The sequence below is a fragment of the Tenggerimyces flavus genome, assembly GCF_016907715.1.
GTDB classification, from domain to species: Bacteria; Actinomycetota; Actinomycetes; order Propionibacteriales; family Actinopolymorphaceae; genus Tenggerimyces; species Tenggerimyces flavus.
In genome coordinates this window covers 4,385,913-4,408,540 of sequence record NZ_JAFBCM010000001.1, presented here as the reverse complement: position 1 = coordinate 4,408,540, position 22,628 = coordinate 4,385,913, and the positions used below count along the sequence as shown (strand labels likewise).

Below are 22,628 nucleotides of genomic sequence, written 5' to 3'. Positions count from 1 at the left end.
CCAACGCGGAGCTTCCTCCGCTACCCGCCAGCCGCTGAGACCGTTGCTGGGGCAAGCCACCGGAACCGCCGAGGAACAGCAGCACCTCGGACCGGGTGCCCAAGGACCGAGGCAGGACGAGGTCGTCGTACCCATCGCCGTTGACGTCACCCGCTCCCGGCTCTCCGATGCTCCCTCCGAACCGTCATCGGCGATCGGCTGGAGGACGGCATCGTTGGGCTCGCTCAGCGTCGCGTCCCCGTAGATCACGTAGCCGAGGGCTGCCTCGGTGGCGTGGTCGATGTAGATGTCGGCGAAGCCGTCCTTGTTGAAGTCGCCAACCGTCTGCTCGTACCCGAACAGCCGGCCCTCGTCGGTTTCCGGCGCTGGAACCTCGACGGACTTCGTGAAGCCGGTCGCGCTGCCGAACAGCAGGAAGACCGCTCCTTCTACGTCCCCGTGCATCTCCCCGGTCGCGCCGACGGACAGGTCTGCGAACCCGTCGCCGTCGAAGTCTCCGGACTCGATGCTGTTGGCGAAGGATTCAGTGTCGTTGGGCTCGCCCGGGATGAACGGGAGCGCCTGCTGCCACCAACCCCACCGCCGCGGCCAGACCGAGCGCGGCCACGACCGCACTGACTCTCGTTGTGCTGTTCACGATTCCCTCCCCTTGTTTGTTACTTGTTCAACCCCTCGCCGAAGGACGGGACCCTCGACTCGATGCCGGTGTTCTTCGCCGTGTACATCTGCGACCCAACCCCGGTCAGACCTCCGGCCGACGCGTTGAGGACGGTGACGGATCCGGAGAAGTCGCCCGCCTTGACGAGGAGCTCGCTCCGCCCGTCGCCGGTGTAGTCGCCGAACGCGAGCTTGCTGCCGAAGAACTTGCCGTTCGCGTAGTCGCTCTGGACACCGGGCGAGTTCTGGGTGAAGCTCTCGATCCGCGCGGTCGCGGGGACGATGCCCTTGGCGTCGCCGTAGAGGACGATCGCCCGGCCCGTGGCGGACTGGGTGCCGATGTCCTCGAACGGGACGCCGATCGCGAGCTCGGCTCGGCCGTTCCCGTTCACGTCGCCGATCGCGACGTCGTCGCCGAACCTGCTCTCGACGCCTGGTTCGCCGGGGATCCGCGCGGTCGCCGCGGTGATCTTGGTCATGCCGCGCTTCGCGTCCATACCGGTCTTCGCGCCGTACCAGACCTTCACCTGGCCGGCGTGGAACTTGCCGTTCACGCCGACGTTGGAGTCGCCGAACGCCACGTCGTCGTGGCCGTCGTTGTCCAGATCGCCCACGGCGGTACGCATTCCGCCGCCCGCGAGCCGTTGGCTGCGTCGCTCCGGCAGCCCGTTGGGCCCGCCGCGGAACAGCAGCACCTCCGAGCGGGTGCCGTTCACGCGAGGGACGACCAGGTCGTCGTAGCCGTCGCCGTCCACATCGCCGGCACCGGGATCCCAGGCCGTGAAGCCCGCCGCATCGGCATGGACAGCGGCGAAGTCCGCCTGCCCCGGTTCGCTCAGCTCGGCGTTGCCGTAGATCACGTACCCCAGCGGCAGATTGGTCCCGGACATCGAGGCGAAGATGTCCGCGAAGCCGTCGTTGTCGAAGTCCCCGACGGTCTGTCGTCTCCCGAACTTTCCCTCTCCCGGCGAGGGGAGCTCGACCGCCTCGGCCAACCCGGCCGGACTGCCGAACAGCAGGAACAGCGATCCGCTCCGAGGATAGGTGAACGACTCCTGCGAGGAGACGGACAGGTCGGCGTACCCGTCGCCGTTGAAGTCGCCGGACCCGATCGTGCGGCCGAACTCCTCCCAGATCCTCGGTTCCTCGGACATGAACTCCGAGGACTGGTTGATCACCGTGGTCTTGCGCGGGTCGAGCCGGCCTTGCGATCCGTCGATCACGACAACGGTGCCGGCCATCTCCATCCACCCGACCCAGGTACCGAATCCGCCGACCGCGAGGTCGGAATGCCCGTCCCCGTTGAAGTCCGACGCCTTCGCCGGAGTCGCCGCTGGCTCGGCCGATGCGACGCCCGTCGTCGCGGCCAACCCGAGCGCTGCAATGGCCGCGCCGACTCTCGCGGCCGTTCTCACTTGTTCAACCCTTCGCCATAGGCGTTGCGGGTGGAGGTGGTGATGCCGGTGTTCTTCGCCGTGTACATCTGCGAACCCTTGCCGGTCAGGCCACCGGTCGACGCGATGAGCACGGTGATCGATCCGCCGAAGTCGTTGGCCCGAACGAGGAGCTCGTTCCGCTTGTCTCCGGTGAAGTCGCCGAACGCCAGCTTGCTGCCGAAGCCGCCGCCGTTCGCGTAGTCGCTCTGCACCCCGGCGGAGTTCTGCGTGAAGCTCTCGATCCGCGCGGTGCTGGTGACGATGCCCTTCGCATCGCCGTAGATCACCACCGTTCTTCCGGTGTCGGCCTGCTTGCCGAGGTCCGCGCCGGGTACGCCGATCGCGAGCTCGGCGCGGCCGTTGCCGTTCACGTCGCCGATCGCGACGTCGTCGCCGAACCTGTCGTTCACTCCCGGATCGCCGGGCACCCTCGCGCTCGCCGTGGTGAGCTTGGTCATGCCGCGCTTCGCATCAAGGCCGGTCTTCGATCCGTACCAGAGCTTCACCTGGCCGGTGTGGAACGCGCCGGGCAGGCTGACGTTCGCGTCGCCGAACGCGACGTCGTCGTACCCGTCGTTGTCCAGATCGCCAACGGCGGTGCGCATTCCGCTGCCCGCGAGCCGCTGGCTTCGCTGTGCGGGGAGTCCGTTCGGTCCGCCGCGGTACAGCAGGACCTCGGACTGGGTGTCCCTGACCCGCGGGAGGATCAGGTCGTCGTAGCCGTCGCCGTCCACGTCGCCGGCGCCCGGATCCCACAGCCCGAAGGACGAGAGGTCCCCGGGGAGCTCGACGAGCTCGGCCTGGCCTGGTTCGCTCAGCTGGGCGTTCCCGTAGATCACGTAGCCCAGCGGCTGATACTCGCCGTACATCGAGGCGAAGAGGTCGGCGAACCCGTCCTTGTCGAAGTCTCCGACCGTCTGCCGGATGCCCAGGCTGCCAGGATCCGGCGAGGTGAGCTCGACCGTCTTGGCGAATCCCGTGGGGCTGCCGAACAGCAGGAAGAACGACCCGCTGCGCGGATAGCCGTGCTCTTCGCCCGCGGAGACGGACAGGTCGGCGTACCCGTCGGCGTTGAAGTCCCCCGACTTGACCGTACGGCCGAACTCCTCCCAGTCCTGCGGATCCCCGGAGATGAGCGCCGACGTCTCGTCGATCGCCCTGGTCTTCTTCGGGTCGAGCCTGCCCGCCGACCCGTAGACGACGGAGATCGCGCCGGCGTTGACGATGTCGCCGAGCTTGGTGCCGTACGCGCCGGCGGCGAGGTCGGAGTGCCCGTCCCCGTTGAAGTCCGACGGTTTGGCCGGTGTCGCTTTCGGTTCTCCTGTCGCCGTTCCCAGGATGCCGAACACGGCCACCGCGGCCATGCCCATGACAGCGATCCCCCGTGTGGTTCTCATCTCTGCTCTTCCTCTACTTGTCGAGCCCGATGCCGAAGCCAGCTTCGGTCTTGCCGATTCCGGTGTTGGCGGGTGTGTACGTCTGGGAGCCGATGCCCGTGAGGCCGCTCTTGGCGCCCTTGAGGATCGTGACCGAGCCTTCGAACCCGTTCTCGCCGGGCGCGGAAACCTGCAGCTCGGCCAGGCCGTCGCCGTTGAAGTCGCGGAACGCGAGGCCGGTGCCGAAGGTGTCGTGGTCCTCGACGGAGTCCTGGACGCCGGGCGAGTCCTGCGTGAACGTGTCGATCCGCGCCGTCGCCGGCACGATGCCCTTGGCGTCGCCGTAGATCAGGAACACCTTGCCCGCTTGGAGGATCTTGCCGATGGACTCGTTCTCGGTGCCGATCGCGAGGTCGGCCCGGCCGTTGCCGTTCACGTCGCCGATCGCGACCGCGGCGCCGAAGCCGTCGGGCTCCTCGGGGTCGTCGGGGATGCGCGGCGTCAGCTGGGTGAGCTTGAGCACGCCGCGCTTGGTGTCGAGGCCGTTCTTCGAGCCGTACCAGACCCGGACCAGCCCATTGCTGTCGCTCACGATGCGCGCCGACGGGTCGCCGAACGCGATGTCGTCGTACCCGTCGTTGTCGAGGTCCCCCGTGGCCGTGTAGTAGCCACTGCCTGGCTGGCGTTGCGGCGTCTTACCGAGCCCGGAGGCACCGCCGAAGTAGACGAGTGCCTCCGTACGCTGGCCGTACCGGCGCGGGACCACGAGGTCGTCATAGCTGTCGCCGTTGATGTCGCCCGCTGCCGGATCACCGATCGACCATGGCGGGTTCGGGGTGACGACAGGGACGAACGTGGCGGCGCCGGGCTTGCGCAGGTCCGCCTTGCCCTTGATGAGATAGGCCGGGTTGTCGATGTCGTTGAGCATCCCGACGACGAGGTCGTCGAAGCCGTCCTTGTCGTAGTCGCCGACGGTCAGCGTGCCGGCGAACCAGCCGAGGTAGTCGTCGTCCGGCGGTGGGTCGAGGCGGATCGCGGACGTGAGCCCGGTGGGGCTGCCGAACACCAGGAACAGCGCACCTGGTGGGACCTCGTCTCCCCTGTCCTCCTGCGGCGTACTCACCGCCAGGTCGGCATAGCCGTCGCCGTCGAAGTCGCCGGACCGGAGCGCCCAGCCGAACATCTCGTACTCGCCCGGCTCCCCCGGAATCGCCGCCTGCGACTGCTTGATCGTGCCGACCTTCTTGGCGTTGAGCCCCTTCGCGGAACCCCACACGAGACCGACGGCGCCAGCATCGGCCTGCTTGCTCACCGTGGCGTACGGACCGCCGACCGCGAGATCGGGATGTCCGTCGCCGTTGAAGTCTGCTTCCTTGGCCGGCTCAGCCGCCGCCGTACCCGCAGCTCCGAGTACGAGCGCCGCGACCACACCGACAGCCATGCCCCGTAGGTGTCTCATCTGTCTCCCCGATCTACCGCTCGAGTGCCGCGCCGAAGGACGAGTACGGCGCCGGAACGCCCAAGCCCTTCGGGAAGAATCCCTTGGTGGACGTCACCTTGAGGCCGGTCGTCGTGCCAGGGACGACGGCCACATAGCCGGTGTAGTTGTTGTACCGCGGCGAGCCGACGACGAGCTCGGATCGCCCATCCCTGTTGAAGTCGCGGGCCGACAGGGACTCGGCGAACGCCGAGGTGCCGTTCGCCCCGGGCAGACCGACGGTCTTCTCGCTGAACACCTGCGACTTCCCCGTCGCTGGCGAGATCCCCGACGTCGTGCCGTACAGCACGTTCACAGTGCTGTCGAAGCCATTCCGGAAGCTCCGCTGCGCGGTGATCGCAAGGTCGGCCCGCCCGTCCCCGTTGTAGTCGCCGGCGGCCAACGCCCAGCCGAAGCCGCCCATCCGCTCCACCGACCCCGGCACCCCAGGACTGTCCTGCGTAAGCGTCTGCGACCCCCGAGCGGTGTCGATCCCGTTCGCGCTGCCGTGATAGATGCGCACGGTCCCCGCACTGCCGAACGTGTTGACCGTGATCAACGGGTTCCCGATGGCGATGTCCGCATACTTGTCCCCGTTGAAGTTCCCCACCACGACGTGAGGCCCCCCGTTGGTGAGCAGCTGCCACTCCACCGGATCAAGTCCCTGCGCGCCACCGAGATGGAGCGTCGTCCGCCACAGTCCCTCGGTCTTGTGCGACAGCACGAGATCGGGATAGCTGTCCCCGTTGACATCGCCCACAGCCGGCCTCGCATAGCGCGTCAGGTCGTGGCTCACCGGGTCGAACAGTCTGGCGTCATGGCCCTTGCCCTGGGCGAACTGAGGACCGCCCGAGATCCAGAACGCGTTCCCGACCTCACCTGGTGTGGTGAGAACGAGGTCGTCGTATCCGTTGCGGTCGAAGTCAGCCGCCGCTAACCCGCTCCAGGTCAGCATGCCGCAGGTGAACCCGTCCTGCTCCTTGATCCGGAGACCCGTCGTCAACTGGGACTTGCCACCGAACATGACGGTGACCATGCCGCAGTACTTACCGCCGCTCGAAGACGGTCCGTCGGAGGCGGTGTTGATCGCCAGGTCCGCGTAGCCGTCGCCGTTGAAGTCGCCCGAGGCGACCTCGGTGCCGAACTCGTCCCATTCGCGGGAGACACCTGGAACCGCGGCCTGGTTGCGGCTCAGGTACTGCCGCTTGCTGACCTGTGGCCCAGACGCCGAAGAGAAGACCACAGACAGCGCCCCGGCGTTCCGCATCCCTCCGACGGTTGCCCAGGGCGCTCCGACAACGAGATCGGGATAGCCGTCGCCGTTGAAGTCCGACGGCCGCGCCTTCGTCGCACTCGAGGCCGTCGACGACGGTAGGCCCAGCAGCAGACCGCTCAGGAGCAGGAGGGCGGCCGCGGTGACGAGACGAGATCGCTTAGCCATCGAGCTCTCCCCACCGTGCTTCCAGCGACATCATCCGTACGGTCGTCGGCGTGATCAGCTTGGCGCCAGTCGTACTCACACCGGCAGCTGTGCCGCGGAAGACGGTGACCGTACCGACGTCCGACCGCACGAACGGTTTGCTGCCCACGTCGTCGTACGGTGCCGCCACCACGAGCTCCGCCCGGCCGTCGCTGTCGAAGTCGCGCAACAGCAGGTTTCGACCGAAGTAGTCGTTGGTCTCGGCCTCCTCAGGGACGCCGGGAGAGCCCTGGCTGAGATAGGGAGCCGGCTTGGACAGATCCCAGCCGGTCTTCGAGCCGCGGACCACGGTGACCGTTCCCGCGTCCACTTGGTTACTCACGTTCTCTCCAGCCGCGACGGCGAGGTCGGCATGGCCGTCACCATCGGTGTCGCCGAGGTCGACCGACGCGCCGAAACCGTCGCCCGCTCCCACGTCACCGGGCACTCCGGGGACATCCTGCGCGAGAACGGCCTTGGACCGGCTGGTGTCGATGCCCGACGCGGCACCCCACCAGAGGGTGACGAGTCCCGCGCCGGCCTTGCCGGCGCGGGTGGCTCCGGGCTGCGCCGCGGCCAGGTCCGCGTAGCCGTCGTCGTCGACGTCGCCGTACACCCCCGGCGGGAGGACCTGGTCGGCCTCGGCGCGTAGTCCCTCGGTCCTGCCCTTGTACAGGCGGATCGACCGGTCCCAACCTTCGGCGTTCGCGCCGGCGCCCGTCACGAGGTCGTCCATGCCGTCCCCGTTGACGTCGCCTACCGCGGGCGCACCTCTCCACAGGTAAGGCCCCAGCCGCTCGAGATCGTCGTACGACGCCTCGTTGATCCAGGCCTTCCCGTAGAGGACGGCTACCCACCTGCCAACGATGGCGAGGTCGGCATAGCTGTCACCGTTGAAGTCGCCTGCCGCCAGGGAGTTGCACTCGAGGCGCGTAAGGTCAGGGACATAGAGGTCGAGCCCACGCCACAACCCGTTGCTCCCGCCGAATCCCAGGGTGACGCGATCCTCCAGGTAGCCCGCATCCGAGCAGATGGCGATGTCGCTGTAGCCGTCGCCGTTGAAGTCCCCCGCCGTCACGGCCTTGCCGAACCACTGATTGACCGACTGCGGCCCGGGTACCCAGGACGCCCCGCGGTGCAGCAGCTGGGTCTTCGTTCCCAGAACGGACTTGCTCCCGTAGACGAGGCCTACGCCACCGGCGTCCCTCCGCAGCGTGAACGGCTTGGGGCGGGCGAACATGGCGCCGATGGCGAGGTCGGGGTAGCCGTCGCCGTTGTAGTCGGACGGCTTGGCGGGCTGGACGGCGGCCTGGGAGCTCGTGGAGCCCACCAGGACGGCGCAGAACAGCGTAGTCGCGGCTAAAAGTGCCCATATTGAACGCCTTCGCGGCATTCGGCCCCTCCCCAAAGTCAATGAGCAGGCAAACCATGGCACAAATTCGGTCAACCGCGCCCGTTTTTCGCAGCCCCGATAGGGTCCTGGGCGTGGAGCGATTTCACCTGGTGATCTGGGACAACGACGGCGTGCTCGTGGACAGCGAGCCGATCGCGAACCGCATTCTCGCCGAGCTCCTGACCGAGAGTGGTTGGCCGACGACGTACGAGGACAGCCTCCGCGAGTACATGGGCGGCAGCATGAAGCTGGTCCGCGAGGTCGTCGAGCCCAAGCTGGGCAGGCCTCTCCCGGCCGATCTCGAGGACCGCTATCACGAGCAGCTGTTCCTCCGGATGCGCACCGAGCTCCTCGCGGTGGAGGGCGTACGCGAGGCCCTCGACGAGCTCGATCTCCCCGTCTGCGTGGCCTCGAGCGGCGCGCACGCGAGGATCGAGCTGGCGCTGAAGAAGACCGGCCTCTACGAAAAGTTCGCCGGGCACATCTTCTCCGCCGACGACGTCGAGCGCGGCAAGCCGAACCCCGACCTCTTCCTCCACGCCGCAAGGGAGATGGGCGTCGCACCAGAGCACTGCGTCGTCGTCGAGGACAGCCCGCTCGGCGTCACGGCAGCGAGGGCCGCAGGCATGAAGGTCATCGGCTACGCGGGCATGACGCCAGCCGAACGACTGAAGGACGCCGACGTCGTCATCACGGCGATGTCCCAACTCACCCAGCAGATCCGGCGCCTCGACGCCAGCTAGCCTCGATCTTTCGTCCAGCGGTTGGTGCGACCGGTCCGGCCCGGCCCTTGGGGCCAATGATCATGTTTACATGATCATTTGCCGCTTTACGTGGGGTGGACGCCAGGTAGAGCGGCCACTGGCCGGGTAAGGCGACCACGACGCTTCACCCACGGAGAGCGTTCCCGCTTGGATCACTCGAGATGTCGCCGTCCCAAGTTTCCCCAGCATGACAGGCACTTCCGTCTTCCCGGGCCAAAGTCGCCCACCAACACCTGAAATCCCGAGGCTAGGTCGTGTTGCGAAAGTAGCGTCGGTCATCGCGCGTAGCGCGATGGCGCGCGGCGCTCCGCGCCCGGCTGGGTGTGGTGCAGGTCAAGGTTGTACTCGTCTGTACGTCCGCCGGCCTGCAACGCAGCCAGGCGGGATGCGGAGTGTCGCGCGCCAGGCGATCCTTTCGCAGCACGGCCTAGCGAACGGCGTGCCCCGCGGCGCGCAAGGCGCCCTTGACATCGCCGATCCGCAAGTCACCAAAGTGAAACACGCTCGCGGCGAGCACGGCGTCCGCGCCGGCGCCGATCGCCGGTGAGAAGTGCTCGAGGGCCCCCGCGCCACCGCTGGCGATCAACGGAACGTCGACGACCTTGCGTACGGCCTGGATGATCTCCAGGTCGTACCCGTCCTTGGTGCCGTCCGCGTCCATCGAGTTCAGCAGGATCTCCCCCGCCCCGAGCGAAGCCCCGCGTTCGGCCCACTCCACCGCATCGATCCCGGTCCCGCGGCGCCCGCCGTGCGTCGTCACCTCGAACCCGGACGGCGTTCCCTCGGCGCGCCGAGCGTCCACCGACAGCACGAGGACCTGCGACCCGAAGCGCTGCGCGATCTCCCCCACCAGCTCGGGTCGGGCGATCGCCGCCGTGTTGACCCCGACCTTGTCCGCCCCCGACCGCAACAGCCGGTCCACGTCGGAGACCGCCCGCACTCCCCCGCCCACGGTCAGCGGGATGAACACCTGCTCAGCGGTCCTCCGTACGACGTCGTACATCGTCTCGCGCTCTTGCAACGAGGCCGAGACATCGAGGAAAGTAAGCTCGTCGGCGCCCTCGGCGTCGTAGACCTGCGCCATCTCGACCGGGTCGCCGGCATCCTTGAGGTCGGCGAACTTGACGCCCTTCACCACCCGACCGGCGTGGACGTCCAAACACGGGATGACGCGTACGGCAATGCTCACAGCCCCAAACCCTAACGTGCGACGAACGGCGCGACCGGCGGCGGCCAGGTCCATTGAGGGTTCGGCGTCCGACCGCCAGGGTGTACGGCATGACCAAGCTCACGCGTCTCGCCCGGTCCGGCATCGCGCTCGCCTCCGTAGCCGCGACGCTCGCCGCGCCGCTCGCCGTCACGACAGCCTCCAGCCACGGGGGTGACGACGTACGCATGAACCAGATCCAGGTTATGGGTGCGCACAACGCGTTCCACCGCGAGATGCAGGGCGCGGAGCTCGCCGAGTCCATCAAGATCGACCCGGGCTACCCAACCTGGGGCTTCTACTCGCACGCCTCCGTCCCGGACCTGCTGGAACGGCAGAGCGTCCGCGCGCTGGAGTTCGACCTGCTCCCCGACCCGGCCGGCGGCCTGTACAGCAACCCGCTCGCCCGGCAGCGCGCCGGGCTCGGACCCGATCCGGACCCCGACATGGCCGCACCGGGCATGAAGGTGATCCACGTCGCCGACCAGGACTACAACTCCAGCTGCCGAACGTTGGTGCGCTGCCTGGAGCAGGTACGGACGTGGTCCCGCGCGAACCGCGGCCACGTCCCGCTCATCCTGCAGCTGGAGCTCAAGCAGACCGACGACCGCTGGGAGCAGCAGGGCGGCGCGGTGAGCCCGCCGTGGACCACGCCGCTGCTCGACGACATCGACCAGGAGATCCGCTCGGTCTTCACCGAGAAGGAGCTGATCACCGCCGACGACCTGCGCCGCCCCGGCCTGACTCTTGAGCAGTCGATCCTCAAGCAGGGTTGGCCGAAGCTGTCCTGGGCGCGCGGCAAGGTGATGTTCTTCTTCGACAACGGCGGCCCCGGCGCGATCCGGGACATGTACATCGCCGGGCGGCCGAACCTCGAGGGCCGCGCCGTCTTCACCCGCGGCAACCCGGGCAGCCCGGACGCCGCGATCACGATGGTGAACGACCCGCGCGGGGCCGCCAACACCGCCGCCATCCAGGACCTGGTGCGGCGCGGCTACATCGTCCGGACCCGTTCGGACGAGCCGCTGCGCACGATTCGTGAGAACGACTACAGCCGCGTCGGCGTCGCGCTTGACAGCGGCGCCCAGATGGTCACGACCGACTTCCCGACGATCGGCATGACCGCGCGGTACGACAGCGAGTTCGTGGCCGAGCTGCCCGGCGGCAAGGCCGTTCGCTGTAACCCGCTCGTCGCTCCCCGCGGCTGCCGAGACAGCTCCCTCGAGCACTGAGCGCTAGAGCCAGCCACGTTCGAGGGCCGTACGGGCTGCCTCCTGCCGGTTTCGCGCGGCACACTTGGCGATAGCGGACGAGAGGTAGTTCCGTACGGTCCCCTTGGACAACGACAGCCGCTCGGCGATCTCCGCCGTGGTGTGGCCGTCGGCGCTCGCGCGCAGCACGTCGCCCTCGCGCGACGTGAGCGGGTTCGGGCCGCGGGACAGGGACGCGACGGCGAGGGCGGGGTCCAGCACCACCTCGCCGTTGTGCACCCGGCGTACGGACGTCGCCAGCTCCGGCGCCCGCGCGTCCTTCACGACGAACCCCTGCACGCCGGAGTCCATCGCCCGCCGCAGGTACCCAGGCCGGCCGAACGTCGTGAGGATCAGCACCCGTGTCGACGGTGCGAGCTCGCGGATCTTCGCCGCCACGGTGATGCCGTCCATGTCCGGCATCTCGATGTCCAGCAAGGCGATGTCGGGTAGGTGCTCGGCCACCGCGGCGACGGCTGCCACGCCGTTCTCGGCCTCCGCCACGACCTCCAGGTCGGGCTCGAGCGACAGCAGCGCGGCGAGCGCGCCGCGCACCATGTGCTGGTCGTCGGCGACCACGATGCGGATCATGCGGCACTCTCCCCCGGGATCGTCGCGCGGAGCTCGAAGCGCCCACCATGCTCGGCGGTGACCAGCTCGCCGCCGTGCGGTTCGAGCCGTTCCGCCAACCCGGTAAGGCCATTCCCCCAGCCGGAGTCGGCACCGCCGCCGTCGTCCGAGACGGTCACGGTGTACGGAGACGTGCCCGTGACCGTGATCCAGCAGCGCTCGGCGTGCGCGTGCCGGGCCACGTTCGTCGCGCCCTCACGGACGACCCAGCCGGCGAGCTCGTCGACGCCCTCCGGCAGCGGCTCCGACGGCACCTTCGCGACCACGTCGACCCCGGTCGCGTTCAGCAGCACCGTCGCCGTCTCCACCTCGTCGGCCAGCGTCGTACGGCGATAGCCGGTGACCGCCTGCCGAACGTCGGCCAACGCCTCCCGTGCCAGCTCCGACGCGGCGAACGCCTCCCGCGCGGAACGTTCCGGGTCGCTCGCGGCCGTCCGACCCGCGAGCTCGGCGCGCAACGCCGCCGCGGACAGGCGCTGGCCCAGGATGTCGTGCAGGTCGCGCGCGAACCGCACCCGTTCGTCGGTCACCGCGACGAGGATCCAGGTGCCCGGTGCGAGGCGCTGGGAGTTGATCACGGTGCCGATCGCCAGCACCAGCAGCACGATCGGGATCATCACGATGGCGGCCGCGAAGACCTTCGCCGCCAGGTAGGCCGGCGACGTCAACGGGGTCACGGCGAGCTGGTCGGTCCACTTGTTCGCCCGTTCCATCGCGATCCGCGCGCCGAGGCCGGAGACGCCCGCGCCGAACGCGCCGAAGAACGCCATCGACACCATCATGTGCGTGCCGAAGTCGAGCCCGCCGACGCTCTTGGTGTCGAAGATCGTCGTGAACAGCAGGTAGAACATCACCGGGAAGGCGATGTGATACGCGAGGTAAGTGACGCTGCGCAACGTACGCAGGATCTCCAGGCGCGAGTAGGCGAGCATCTACTGGTCCCCCTCGTTGTCCGCGGTGAGCTGCAGGATCGCCTCGGCGAGCGGCGCCGCGCGGACCTCGAGGTCGCGCGCGTCCGGGAACTGGTCGAGCAGCTCGCGGACGGCTCGGTCCGCGTCCGTGCACCGCAGCGTCACGACGTGGCCGTGCACCTCGGCGGACTGCACGCCGGGCAGCAGGAGCAGGTCGTGGCTCGCGGGCGCGTCGAGCGTGGCCCGGACCATCCGGGCGCTCGCCACGGCCTTGATCTGCGTCACCGGCCCGTCGGCGACGACCCGGCCGGCCGCGATCAGCACGATCCGGTCGGCGTTCTCGTCCGCCCCTTCGAGGTAGTGGGTGGAGAACAGGACCGTCCCGCCGGTCTCGGTGTACGCGCGGACGGCGGTCCAGAACGTACGCCGGGCTGCGACGTCCATCGCCGAGGTGGGCTCGTCGAGGACGAGCAGGTCGGGGTTGGCGACGAGCGCGAGCGCGAACCGTACGCGCTGCTTCTGCCCGCCGGAGAGCTTCTCGGTGCGCCTGCCGGCCAGGTCGGCGATGCCGGCGGCCTCGAGAACGTCTTCGACAGTCCTGCTGTGGGTGTAGAGGTCGCCAACGGCGCGGACGAGCTCGGCGACGGTGACGCCGTCGAGCGGCTCGGCGTACTGCAGGACGGCGCCGACTCTCCCCGCGGAGATGGCGTGTTTGGGCGGCTTGCCGAACAGCGCCGCCGAGCCGGTCGTCGGCTGCAACAGGCCGAGCAGGATGGAGATCGTGGTGGTCTTGCCGGCCCCGTTGGGACCGAGGAGGGCGACGACCTCGCCGCGCTGGACCGACAGGTCGATGCCCTTGACCGCCTCGATCGCTCCGTAGCTCTTGCGGAGCTCGATGAGGCGGACGGCTTCGCCCACGGCCTGGTGGCGGGGAGGTGACGCGGTGGTGGTGTCTGCTCCCTCAGTCATGCCTACGAGGGTCGCTTGGCCGCTCGGCTGGCGGCAGTGTGCGGGCGCCACCTGAACGGCATGACAGGTGTCATGCCGTTCAGGTGGGGTGGGTTAGCCTCGGGATTTCAGGCGTGGGTGGGCGACAGTGGCCTGGGAAAGCCGGACGTGCCTGTCCTGCTGGGGAGCCTTGGGAGCGCGACGTCTCGAGTGATCTGAGCGAGAAGGTACTCCCTGAGGTGAGGCGTCGTGGTCGCCTTACCCGGCCAGTAGCCGCTCTACCTGGCGTCCACCCCACGTAAAGCGGCAAATGATCATGTCAACATGATCGTTGGCCCCAGGCACGGCCTAGCCCAGGTTCTCGTAGACCCCGACGAGGGTGCCGCGGGCCAGCGTGTGCTGGTAGAGGTTGAAGCCCAGGATCGCCGGCCGGGCGCCCTCGGGCAGGTCCAGCGCGGGTACGTCGACCGCGTGCACCACGAAGAAGTACCGGTGCTCACGGTGGTTCGGCGGCGGGGCGGCGCCGAGGTACTGCTTCAGGCCGGCCTCGTTCCCCAGCGTCACCGCGCCCTCGGGCAGCTGCGCGCCGTCGGGGCTGCCGGCGTTCGTGGCGAGCTCGGTCGTCGAGGCGGGCAGGTTGTAGACTGCCCAGTGCCAGAAGCCGCTCGCGGTCGGGGCGTCCGGGTCGTAGCACGTCACCGCGAAGCTCTGCGTCTCCTCGGGGAAGCCCGACCAGGACAGCTGCGGCGACACGTCCTCGCCGCCTGCGCCGAAGATGCCGGACAGCTGCGGCTTCTGCAGCGTCGCGCCCTCGGCGAAGTCCGTACTGGTCACCGTGAACGACGGCACCTCGGGCAGGAAGTCGTACGGGCTAGGCGGTTGCCCGGTCATCGTTAGCCTCCAAAGCTTGCGGAATCTCAGCCACCGGCGAGACTAGCGCCCATGGCACAGCTACTGACGCGGCGTCGCGCCCAGCCGGCCTCTTCGCCCAGCCTCCCTGCACGTTCGGGCAGCTAGCGCGGATGGCACGGCTACCGACGCAGCGCTGGAGCCTGGCGCGCCAGTTGTATCTGCTGCAGGTGCTGGTCGTCCTGTTCGTCGTGGGCGGCGGCACCGTGGTCGTCACGTACGACGCGCTCAACTCGACCACCGACGTCGCCGAGGAGCGCGTGACGGCGATCGCCCGGACGCTCGCCGAGACGCCGAGCGTCGGCGAGGCGCTGTACGCCGTCAACCCGTCGACGACGCTGCAACCGCTCGCCGAACGGGTCCGCAAGGACACCGGCGTCGACTTCATCACGATCATGAGCCCAAGTGGCACCCGCTTCACCCACCCCACCGCGAGCCTGATCGGGCAGCAGTTCATCGGGCACACCGAGCCGGCCCTGCGCGGCGAAACTTTCACCGAGACGTACACCGGAACTCTCGGCCCGTCGATCCGCGTCGTCACGCCGGTCCAGGTCGACGGCGAGATCCGCGGGCTGATCAGCGTCGGCATCACGTTGGAGACGATCGGGAACGAGCTGCGCGAGCGGGTCGCCGTGCTGGTGGGCGTCGCGACGCTCACGTTGCTGCTCGGCGGGTTCGGCACGTGGCTGATCAGCCGGCGGCTGCGGCGGCACACGCACGACCTGCGCGGCAGCGACCTGACGCGGATGTACGAGTACTACGAGGCGGTGTTGCACGGCGTACGCGAGGGGATTCTGCTGATCGACGGGGAGAAACGGCTGACGCTCGCGAACGACGGCGCGCATCGGCTGCTCGATCTTCCAACAGGGGCTGGCGGAACACCCGTCGCGTCGCTCGGACTGCCGGAGGAGCTCACGGCGACGCTGCTCGACGACGAGCCGCGGCACGACGAGCTGCACCTCACCGCCAATCGACTGCTGCTGGTCAACACGTCGCTCGTACGTTCGGGAAACCGCGTTCTCGGCACTGCCGTCACGTTGCGGGACCAGACCGAGCTGCAGACTCTCACGGGCGCGTTGGACGCCGAACGTGGCTTCACCGAGTCGTTGCGCTCGCAGGCGCACGAGTCGGCCAATCGGCTGCACACCGTGGTGTCGTTGATCGAGCTGGGGCGGCCGGAGGAGGCGGTGGCCTTCGCTACCGCGGAATTGGAGACGTCGCAGCGGCTGACGGACCAAGTTATCGGAGCTGTTTCGGAGCCCGTTCTCGCCGCGTTGTTGCTCGGTAAGGCCGCTTCGGCGAGCGAGCGCGGAGTGGAGCTCGTCGTGACTTCGGACCCGGAAGTTTCGGAGAATTTGCCGTCGGGGTTGGATTCTCGGGATCTCGTCACCGTTCTCGGAAACTTGATCGACAACGCGATCGACGCTTCCGCGGGGAGTGAGCCGGCGAAAGTTTCGGTGACCGTTCGGCGAGCTTCCGACGAGCTGTGGTTGAGCGTGGCCGACTCGGGGCCGGGCCTCGACGAGGAGGCGACGGAGAACGCGTTCCGGCGCGGATGGTCAACGAAGAAGGGCGATCCGGTGGTCGGACGTGGGCTCGGCTTGGCGCTCGTCGGGCAGGCCGTGCGGCGGGCGCGCGGGTCGATCGAGGTCGCGAACTCCGGCGGCGCGGTCTTCACGGTGCGGTTACCCGTTCCTCGGCCACTGCCGGTGGCGTTGGATCCGATGCTGTTGCCTGGTGGGTCGTCGTGATCCGCGTGCTGGTGGTCGAGGACGACCAGGTCGCGGCCGAGGCGCACCGGATGTACGTCTCGCGGGTGCAGGGTTTCGAGGTCGCCGGAGTCGTGCACTCGGGGCGAGATGCCCTTCGTACGTTGGAGAACACGCCCGTCGACCTCGTGCTGCTCGACCTCTACCTGCCGGACGGGCACGGCCTCGACGTGTGCCGGGCGTTGCGCGCCGCGGGTCACCGCGCGGACGTGATCGCGGTGACGTCGGCCCGCGACCTCGCGCTGGTGCGGGCGGCGGTGTCGGTGGGTGTGGTGCAGTATCTGCTGAAGCCGTTCACGTTCGCCGGGTTGCGGGATCGGCTGCAGGCGTACGCGCGCTACCACGCCCAGCTGGTGGAGGGTGCGGGGCCGCCGAGCCAGGACGACATCGACCAGGCGTTCGCGGTGCTCCGTTCGCCGGACACGCCGTTGCCGAAGGGGCTCAGCCAGGAGTCGCTGGACGCGGTGGCGGCCGCCGTACGTTCGTCGTCGGACGGGGCGTCGGCGAGCACGATCGCCAGCCAGGTCGGGATGTCCCGTGTGACGGCACGGCGCTACCTCGAGTACCTCGCCGATCTGGGCACGGTGGCGCGGCGGCCGTCGTACGGGCGAGTCGGCCGGCCCGAGGTGGGTTACCACTGGGTGACCGCCGAAACACAATGACCACAACCTTCCGGCGAGATGTGAGCTGAGCCACGCTCGGGCCACTCCATCCGATCCGACCCGGGAGTTCTTATGGCCGGAACGTCGCCCTCCACTACGCCGCCGAGGCGGCGGGACCGAACGCATTGGCTCTATCCCGCGGTGATCGTCGCCGTCCTGCTCGGCATCTTCGTCGGGTTGGTGTTTCCCGACGTCGGCGTTGCCCTGAAGCCGATCGGGACCGGCTTCGTCAACCTGATCAAGATGATGATCAGCCCGATCATCTTCTGCACGATCGTGCTCGGTGTGGGTTCCGTGCGCCAGGCCGCGAAGGTCGGCAAGGTCGGCGGCCTCGCGCTCGGGTACTTCATCCTGATGTCCACGGTGGCGCTGGCGATTGGTCTGGTCGTCGGCAACCTCATCCATCCAGGGTCCGGGCTCGAGCTGTCCGACAAGCTGCGTGAGGCCGGGCAGGACGCGGCCGGCGCGGAGCACGAGTCGACGTCGGACTTCATCCTCGGGATCATCCCGTCGTCGCTGCTGTCGTCGTTGACGTCCGGCGAGGTGTTGCAGACACTGTTGGTCGCTTTGCTGGTGGGCTTCGCGGTGCAGTTCATGGGGGCGACCGGCGAGAAGGTGCTGTCGGCGATCTCGGTGATCCAGCGCCTGGTGTTCCGGATCCTGACGATGGTCATGTGGCTCGCGCCGATCGGCGCGTTCGGCGCGATCGCGGCCGTGGTCGGGGCGACGGGTGTGTCGGCGTTGATCAGCCTCGGGCAGATCATGCTCGGGTTCTACGTGACGTGCATCTTGTTCGTGTTCGTCGTGCTGGGCATGCTGTTGCGGCTCGTGGCGGGGCTGTCGATCTTCTCGTTGTTCCGGTATCTGGCCCGAGAGTTTCTGCTGATCGTGTCGACGTCTTCTTCGGAGACGGCGTTGCCACGGCTGATCGCGAAGATGGAACACCTCGGGGTCTCGCGACCGGTGGTGGGCATCACGGTGCCGACGGGGTACTCGTTCAACCTCGACGGAACGGCGATCTACCTGACGATGGCCTCGCTGTTCGTGGCCGACGCGATGGGAACGCCGCTGGCGATCGGCGAGCAGATCTCGTTGCTGCTGTTCATGATCATCGCCTCGAAGGGCGCCGCCGGGGTGACCGGCGCCGGGCTGGCGACGTTGGCTGGCGGCTTGCAGTCGCACCGGCCCGATCTCGTCGATGGCGTGGGCCTGATCGTGGGCATCGACCGGTTCATGTCCGAGGCGCGAGCGTTGACGAACTTCGCCGGCAACTCGGTGGCGACGGTGCTCGTGGGGACGTGGACGGGCGAGTTCGATCGCGAACAGGCGAAGCTGGTGCTGTCGGGCGAGTATCCGTTCGACGAGACGGACATGTTGGACGACGAGGAGGACAAGCCGAAGGCTTTGCAGTCACACTGAGCGCTGTGACTGAGCGGGGGAACTCTCCGAACGTGCTGTTCGGCTTGCCGGTGGCCGTCGTCCTCGCGGGCGGCGGCCTCCTCTTCTGGTCGTCCCGGCAGCCGCCGCCGGGCGATCCGAACGTGGTGGACCCTTCGCGGGTGTATCCGGTGTCCTTACCGGCCGGGTACGCGCCACCGATCGAGCTGGACGAGAAGGGTCAGTTCGCGAGCATGCCCGGCGGTCCAGGTCGAGACCCGCTACAAGGACACCCGCGTGCTGATCACGCCGGTCGACCCGCAAGTCACCAACCTCGACGAGTGGCGGAAGGTCGCGTTCACGAGCGACTACAGCGAGATGACGTGGCTGATGTCGCAGGTTCCGCCGAAGTGACGCTCAGAGCTCGACGGTGTCGAGGAGGGTGCCGAGCTCATGGTGGGTGAGCGGGCGGAGCACGCCGGGTCTGAGATCTCCCAGGCGGACCGGGCCGATCGCCGTACGTACCAGCTTCTGGACGGGGTGGCCGACCTCGGCGAGCAGGCGGCGGACGATGTGCTTGCGGCCTTCGTGTAGGACGATCTCGACGAGGGCTTTGTCGTTGTTCTGTTGGAGAATCTTGAACGCGTCCGCCTTCGCGGGGCCGTCCTCGAGCTCGACGCCGCCGACGAGGCGGCGGCCGACGTTCTTCGCGACGGGACCGTCGACCTCGGCGACGTAGGTCTTGGAGACGCCGTAGGACGGGTGGGTCAGGCGGTGCGCGAACTCGCCGTCGTTTACCAGCAGGATCAGGCCTTCGGTGTCGGTGTCGAGTCTGCCGACGTGGTACAGGCGTTCCTCGCGGTCTTGAACGAAGTCGGCGAGCGTGCGGCGGCCTTCGGGGTCGCTCATCGTGCTGACGACGCCGCGGGGCTTGTTGAGCGCGAGGTAGACCTTGCCGACGTCGACGGGGACGCGTTCGCCGTCGACGCGGATGACGTCGCGTTCGGGATCGACGCGGGAGCCGAGCAGGGTGACGATCGCGCCGTTGACCTCGACGCGGCCGTCGGTGATCAGCTGCTCGGACGCCCGCCGGCTGGCGACGCCGGCCTGGGCGAGGACCTTCTGCAGCCGGATGCCCTCGTCGTCGGTCATGGCTGTTCGGCGCCTACGGGCTCTTGGGCGTGGTCGTGCTGTGGCTCTGGCTCGGGCTCTGGCTCGGCGTCGAGGCGGTGGGCGTGCTCGGCCTCCATCTCCTCGATCTCGGGGAGGTAGGGGGCGAGGTCGGGCAGGTCGCCGAGGGAGTCGAGGCCGAGGCGTTCGAGGAAGTACGAGGTGGTGCGGTACAGGTGGGCGCCGCTCTCGTCGTCGGTGCCGGCTTCCTGGACCAGGCCGCGGCTGAGCAACGTACGCATGACGCCGTCGCAGTTGACGCCGCGGATGGCGGAGACGCGGGTCCGGCTGACGGGCTGCTTGTAGGCGACGACGGCGAGGGTCTCGAGGGCCGCCTGAGTGAGCCGCGCCTGCTGGCCGTCGAGCACGAACCGCTCGACCACCTCGGCGTACTCCTCGCGCGTGTAGAGCCGCCACCCACCGGCGATCTCGCGCAGGTCGAAGCCGCGGCCCTCGTCGGTGTAGGACTTCGAGAGGCTGGCGAGTTCCTCAGCCACCTCGGGCTGGGGTCGGCCGAGAACCTGGGCGAGCGTGACGGTGGGGATGGGCTCGTCGGTGACGAGCAGGATGGCCTCGATCGACGGGCGGAGGGGGAGCAGATGAACGGGCTCCTCGATATCGGTGGCGTCGGTGCCATCCACGAACCCACCAGCCCCAGCCGCCACGAGCTCGTCCGCGCCGAGCAACGAACCGGTGACCTCGATGGACTCAGCCACCTCGCCCACCGTGGCAGCCCCACCCCCGCCGGACACACCCACCGGGGCGGACGAGCCATCGCCTGATTCGGCTGACTCGCCATCGGCGAGTCCATCCGGCGAGGTCTCGTCGAGGTCGAGGTCATCGACCTCGATGGAGTCGGCGGACTCATCCGCTGAGGCGGATGAGCGATCGCCGGGCGCGCTGTCCGACTCGGGTGACAGTGAGGCGCTCTCCTCGACCACGGAGCCGGCGTCAGGTGGCGATGACTCGCCATCGGCGGATGCATCCGCACGCGCGGCGTCCTCGACGTCGGAGTCGTCGATCGATTCGACCGGCTCGCTGGCGAGATCGCCCCGCGACGTCTCGTCGAGGTCGAGGTCATCGACCTCGATCGCATCAGTGGAGTCATCCGCCAAGGCGGATGCGTCATCGTCGGCCACGGGGGCATCGTCCGACGGCGACGATTCGCCCTCGGCGGTGTCCCCCACCTCGGAGCGATCGCTCGATGCGGGCGCCTCGTCGGTGGCGAGATCGTCTTGCGATGACTCGTCGAGGTCTGAGAGCTCGGCGGAGTCATCCGGCATGGCTGGGGTGTCGAGCGCGTTCGCTTCCTCGTGGTTGCTGGCGGTGAGGCCGAGATCCCGTTCGTCGTCAGGCGTTGTCACTGGGTTCTCCACTCTCATCGACCACGTCTAGCTCGTCGGGCTCAGCGCCGGAGTCAAGATCGTCCACTGGCCGCAACGTCACGTCGCCCTCGTCGAACTCGTCGCCAACGGCGACGTCGCCCTCGTCGGCGCCGGACCAGCGGATGGTGAGCTCGGACAGCGCCTCCGCTTGCTCGAAGGCCACCGCGCCCTCCCGGTACAGCTCCAGCAACGCCAGAAACCGTGCCACCGTTGTCACGAGGTTCGGCGAGTCGGCGATCAACGAACGGAACGTCGTCGACCGCACCCGGCGCAGCCGATCGACCAGCACCGCTGCCTGGTCGCGTACCGACACGCGCGGGGCATGGATGTGCGCCAGGGACAGCACTGGCTCGGGCTTGGGCCGCAGGGCGTGGGCCGCCAGCTTCGCGAACTCCTCGACGCCCAGCCCGATCAGCACCTCGGGCAGCAGCTCTCCGAACCGCGGCTCCATCCCCACCGCTCGCGGGAAACGCTTCGCCTCCGCCGCCATCGACGCGCCCAGCACAGAAGCCATCTGCTTGTACGCCCGGTACTGCAGCAGCCGCGCGAACAAAAGATCCCGCGCCTCCAACAGCGCGAGGTCCTCCTCGTCCTCGACCTCGCCCTGCGGCAGCAGCCGCGCTGCCTTCAGGTCCAGCAGGGTCGACGCGACCAGCAGGAACTCCGTCGTCTGGTCCAGATCCCACTCCGGCCCCTTGGCCCGGATGAAGTCGATGAACTCGTCCGTCACCACCGACAGCGCGATCTCCGTCACGTCCAGCTTGTGCTTGGAGATCAACCCCAGCAGCAGGTCGAACGGCCCCTCGAAGTTGTCCAGGCGCACGGTAAAGGCGTCGCCCGACGACGGGGCGACGTGCTCGAGAGACTCAGGGGCGGGAAGCGCCTCGGTGTCCAGGGTGGTCATCTGCTCCAGTTACATCCGCGCCAGCAGCTCACGGGCGAGCTGACGGTACGCGTCCGCCGCAAGGCTGGAAGGAGCGTACGTGGTGATCGGCTCGCCGGCCTTGTTGGTCTCCGGGAACCGTACGGTGCGCGAGATGATCGTGTGGAACACGGTCTCCCCGAAGTCCACCACGACCTGCTCGAGGATCTCCCGCGCGTGGGTCGTCCGCATGTCGAACATCGTCGCGAGAATGCCGTCGATCTTGAGCTTCGGGTTGATCCGCTCCTGCACGGTCCGGATGGTCTTGTCGACGAGCATCCGCAACCCCCGCAGCGCGAAGTACTCGCACTCCAGCGGGATGATCACGCCGTCGGCGGCCGTCAGAGCGTTGACGGTCAGCAGCCCCAACGAGGGCTGGCAGTCGATCAGCACCACGTCGTACTCGGGCACGATCGGTGCCAGCATCCGCGACAACGTCTGCTCGCGCGCGACCTCGGTGACCAGCTGCACCTCCGCGCCCGACAGCTCGATGTCCGACGGCAGGATGTCCATCCCGTCGACGCGGGTCTTGAGCAGCAGGTCGTGCGCCTGCACGTCGCTGTCCATGACCAGGTCGTACGTGGACAGGTCGAGCTCGTTCGGGTCGATGCCGAGACCGATCGTCAACGAGGCCTGCGGGTCGAAGTCGACGAGCAGCACCTTGCGGCCGAGCTCGGCGAGCGACGCACCGAGGTTGATCGTGGTCGTCGTCTTGCCGACGCCACCCTTCTGGTTGCAGATCGCGATGACCCGCCCCGGTCCGTGCCGTTCGATCGGCGGCGGGTCGGGGAACGCGACGGCCGGACCCGTCGGCAGCTCGTCGACGGCTCCGGGCAGGGCGGGCTGGATATCGGCCGACGTCGAGGCAGGCTCGACCCCGGAACCGCGTGTCGAATCGTTCACGGCTCGCGTGACCTCCTGCCCTC

19 protein-coding genes and 2 pseudogenes are annotated in these 22,628 nt (G+C 68.5%); 5 read left to right on the top strand and 16 right to left on the bottom strand.

Going from position 1 to position 22,628, the window contains the following annotated elements:
* Positions 1 to 25: 25 nt before the first annotated feature.
* The 7 genes and pseudogenes from JOD67_RS42425 to JOD67_RS20555 form a co-directional block, all read right to left on the bottom strand.
* A pseudogene (locus tag JOD67_RS42425) lies at positions 26 to 169 on the bottom strand (FG-GAP repeat protein); the annotation flags it as partial.
* Positions 170 to 420: 251 nt separating this feature from the next.
* Positions 421 to 615 (bottom strand): annotated as a pseudogene (locus JOD67_RS42420) (FG-GAP repeat protein); the annotation flags it as partial.
* 41 nt (positions 616 to 656) lie between these two features.
* Positions 657 to 2,072 (bottom strand): FG-GAP repeat domain-containing protein, encoded by a 1,416-nt coding sequence (locus tag JOD67_RS20575; RefSeq protein ID WP_205119219.1) that lies wholly within the window; start codon positions 2,070 to 2,072, stop codon positions 657 to 659.
* Positions 2,069 to 3,490 (bottom strand): FG-GAP repeat domain-containing protein, encoded by a 1,422-nt coding sequence (locus JOD67_RS20570; RefSeq protein WP_205119218.1) that lies wholly within the window; start codon positions 3,488 to 3,490, stop codon positions 2,069 to 2,071. The genes JOD67_RS20575 and JOD67_RS20570 overlap by 4 nt, the downstream gene beginning before the upstream one ends.
* A 13-nt stretch (positions 3,491 to 3,503) precedes the next feature.
* Entirely contained in the window at positions 3,504 to 4,910 is a 1,407-nt protein-coding gene (locus JOD67_RS20565) for an FG-GAP-like repeat-containing protein (RefSeq protein ID WP_205119217.1), read from the bottom strand.
* 31 nt (positions 4,911 to 4,941) lie between these two features.
* Positions 4,942 to 6,387 (bottom strand): FG-GAP-like repeat-containing protein, encoded by a 1,446-nt coding sequence (locus tag JOD67_RS20560; protein ID WP_205119216.1) that lies wholly within the window; start codon positions 6,385 to 6,387, stop codon positions 4,942 to 4,944.
* The gene (locus JOD67_RS20555; protein ID WP_205119215.1) at positions 6,380 to 7,735 is read right to left on the bottom strand and encodes an FG-GAP and VCBS repeat-containing protein; all 1,356 of its coding nucleotides are present in this window, start codon (positions 7,733 to 7,735) and stop codon (positions 6,380 to 6,382) included. Before JOD67_RS20555 ends, JOD67_RS20560 begins: the two co-directional genes overlap by 8 nt.
* Positions 7,736 to 7,890: 155 nt before the next feature.
* Here JOD67_RS20555 and JOD67_RS20550 point away from each other — a divergent pair, with 155 nt between their 5' ends.
* Positions 7,891 to 8,541 (top strand): HAD family hydrolase, encoded by a 651-nt coding sequence (locus JOD67_RS20550; RefSeq protein ID WP_307782476.1) that lies wholly within the window; start codon positions 7,891 to 7,893, stop codon positions 8,539 to 8,541.
* Positions 8,542 to 8,989: 448 nt separating this feature from the next.
* On the opposite strand, the gene hisF is transcribed toward JOD67_RS20550, so the two are convergent.
* Positions 8,990 to 9,751 (bottom strand): imidazole glycerol phosphate synthase subunit HisF, encoded by a 762-nt coding sequence (gene hisF, locus JOD67_RS20545; protein WP_205119213.1) that lies wholly within the window; start codon positions 9,749 to 9,751, stop codon positions 8,990 to 8,992.
* Positions 9,752 to 9,840: 89 nt separating this feature from the next.
* Here hisF and JOD67_RS20540 point away from each other — a divergent pair, with 89 nt between their 5' ends.
* The gene (locus JOD67_RS20540) at positions 9,841 to 11,001 is read left to right on the top strand and encodes a phosphatidylinositol-specific phospholipase C1-like protein (protein WP_205119212.1); all 1,161 of its coding nucleotides are present in this window, start codon (positions 9,841 to 9,843) and stop codon (positions 10,999 to 11,001) included.
* A 3-nt stretch (positions 11,002 to 11,004) separates the two neighbouring features.
* On the opposite strand, the gene JOD67_RS20535 is transcribed toward JOD67_RS20540, so the two are convergent.
* From JOD67_RS20535 to JOD67_RS20520, 4 genes are all read right to left on the bottom strand, one after another.
* On the bottom strand, positions 11,005 to 11,610 hold the full coding sequence (locus JOD67_RS20535; RefSeq protein WP_205119211.1) for a response regulator transcription factor: 606 nt from the start codon (positions 11,608 to 11,610) through the stop codon (positions 11,005 to 11,007).
* Positions 11,607 to 12,581, bottom strand: a complete 975-nt coding sequence (locus tag JOD67_RS20530) for a histidine kinase (protein WP_205119210.1) — start codon at positions 12,579 to 12,581, stop codon at positions 11,607 to 11,609. The genes JOD67_RS20535 and JOD67_RS20530 overlap by 4 nt, the downstream gene beginning before the upstream one ends.
* The gene (locus tag JOD67_RS20525; protein WP_205119209.1) at positions 12,582 to 13,529 is read right to left on the bottom strand and encodes an ABC transporter ATP-binding protein; all 948 of its coding nucleotides are present in this window, start codon (positions 13,527 to 13,529) and stop codon (positions 12,582 to 12,584) included. It lies immediately after the preceding gene.
* A 327-nt stretch (positions 13,530 to 13,856) separates the two neighbouring features.
* Entirely contained in the window at positions 13,857 to 14,399 is a 543-nt protein-coding gene (locus tag JOD67_RS20520; protein ID WP_205119208.1) for a YbhB/YbcL family Raf kinase inhibitor-like protein, read from the bottom strand.
* 131 nt (positions 14,400 to 14,530) lie between these two features.
* Here JOD67_RS20520 and JOD67_RS20515 point away from each other — a divergent pair, with 131 nt between their 5' ends.
* From JOD67_RS20515 to JOD67_RS20505, 3 genes are all read left to right on the top strand, one after another.
* Positions 14,531 to 16,168 carry a sensor histidine kinase gene (locus JOD67_RS20515; protein ID WP_205119207.1) on the top strand — a complete coding sequence of 546 codons (1,638 nt, stop codon included), beginning with the start codon at positions 14,531 to 14,533 and terminating at the stop codon, positions 16,166 to 16,168.
* Positions 16,165 to 16,848: a response regulator gene (locus JOD67_RS20510; RefSeq protein ID WP_205119206.1), complete on the top strand. Its 684-nt coding sequence runs from the start codon at positions 16,165 to 16,167 to the stop codon at positions 16,846 to 16,848. The genes JOD67_RS20515 and JOD67_RS20510 overlap by 4 nt, the downstream gene beginning before the upstream one ends.
* Positions 16,849 to 16,989: 141 nt before the next feature.
* Entirely contained in the window at positions 16,990 to 18,267 is a 1,278-nt protein-coding gene (locus JOD67_RS20505; protein ID WP_307782475.1) for a cation:dicarboxylate symporter family transporter, read from the top strand.
* 375 nt (positions 18,268 to 18,642) lie between these two features.
* Here JOD67_RS20505 and JOD67_RS20500 read toward each other — a convergent pair whose 3' ends face one another.
* From JOD67_RS20500 to JOD67_RS20485, 4 genes are read right to left on the bottom strand one after another with little or no spacing between them, the layout of a single operon-like run.
* Positions 18,643 to 19,377 carry a pseudouridine synthase gene (locus JOD67_RS20500; protein WP_205119204.1) on the bottom strand — a complete coding sequence of 245 codons (735 nt, stop codon included), beginning with the start codon at positions 19,375 to 19,377 and terminating at the stop codon, positions 18,643 to 18,645.
* Positions 19,374 to 20,759, bottom strand: coding sequence for an SMC-Scp complex subunit ScpB (scpB, locus tag JOD67_RS41990; protein WP_307782474.1), 1,386 nt, complete (start codon positions 20,757 to 20,759; stop codon positions 19,374 to 19,376). Before scpB ends, JOD67_RS20500 begins: the two co-directional genes overlap by 4 nt.
* Positions 20,746 to 21,684, bottom strand: a complete 939-nt coding sequence (locus JOD67_RS20490; protein WP_205119203.1) for a segregation and condensation protein A — start codon at positions 21,682 to 21,684, stop codon at positions 20,746 to 20,748. Before JOD67_RS20490 ends, scpB begins: the two co-directional genes overlap by 14 nt.
* Before the next feature lie 9 nt (positions 21,685 to 21,693).
* Positions 21,694 to 22,551, bottom strand: coding sequence for a ParA family protein (locus tag JOD67_RS20485; protein ID WP_307782747.1), 858 nt, complete (start codon positions 22,549 to 22,551; stop codon positions 21,694 to 21,696).
* Positions 22,552 to 22,628 lie beyond the last annotated feature (77 nt).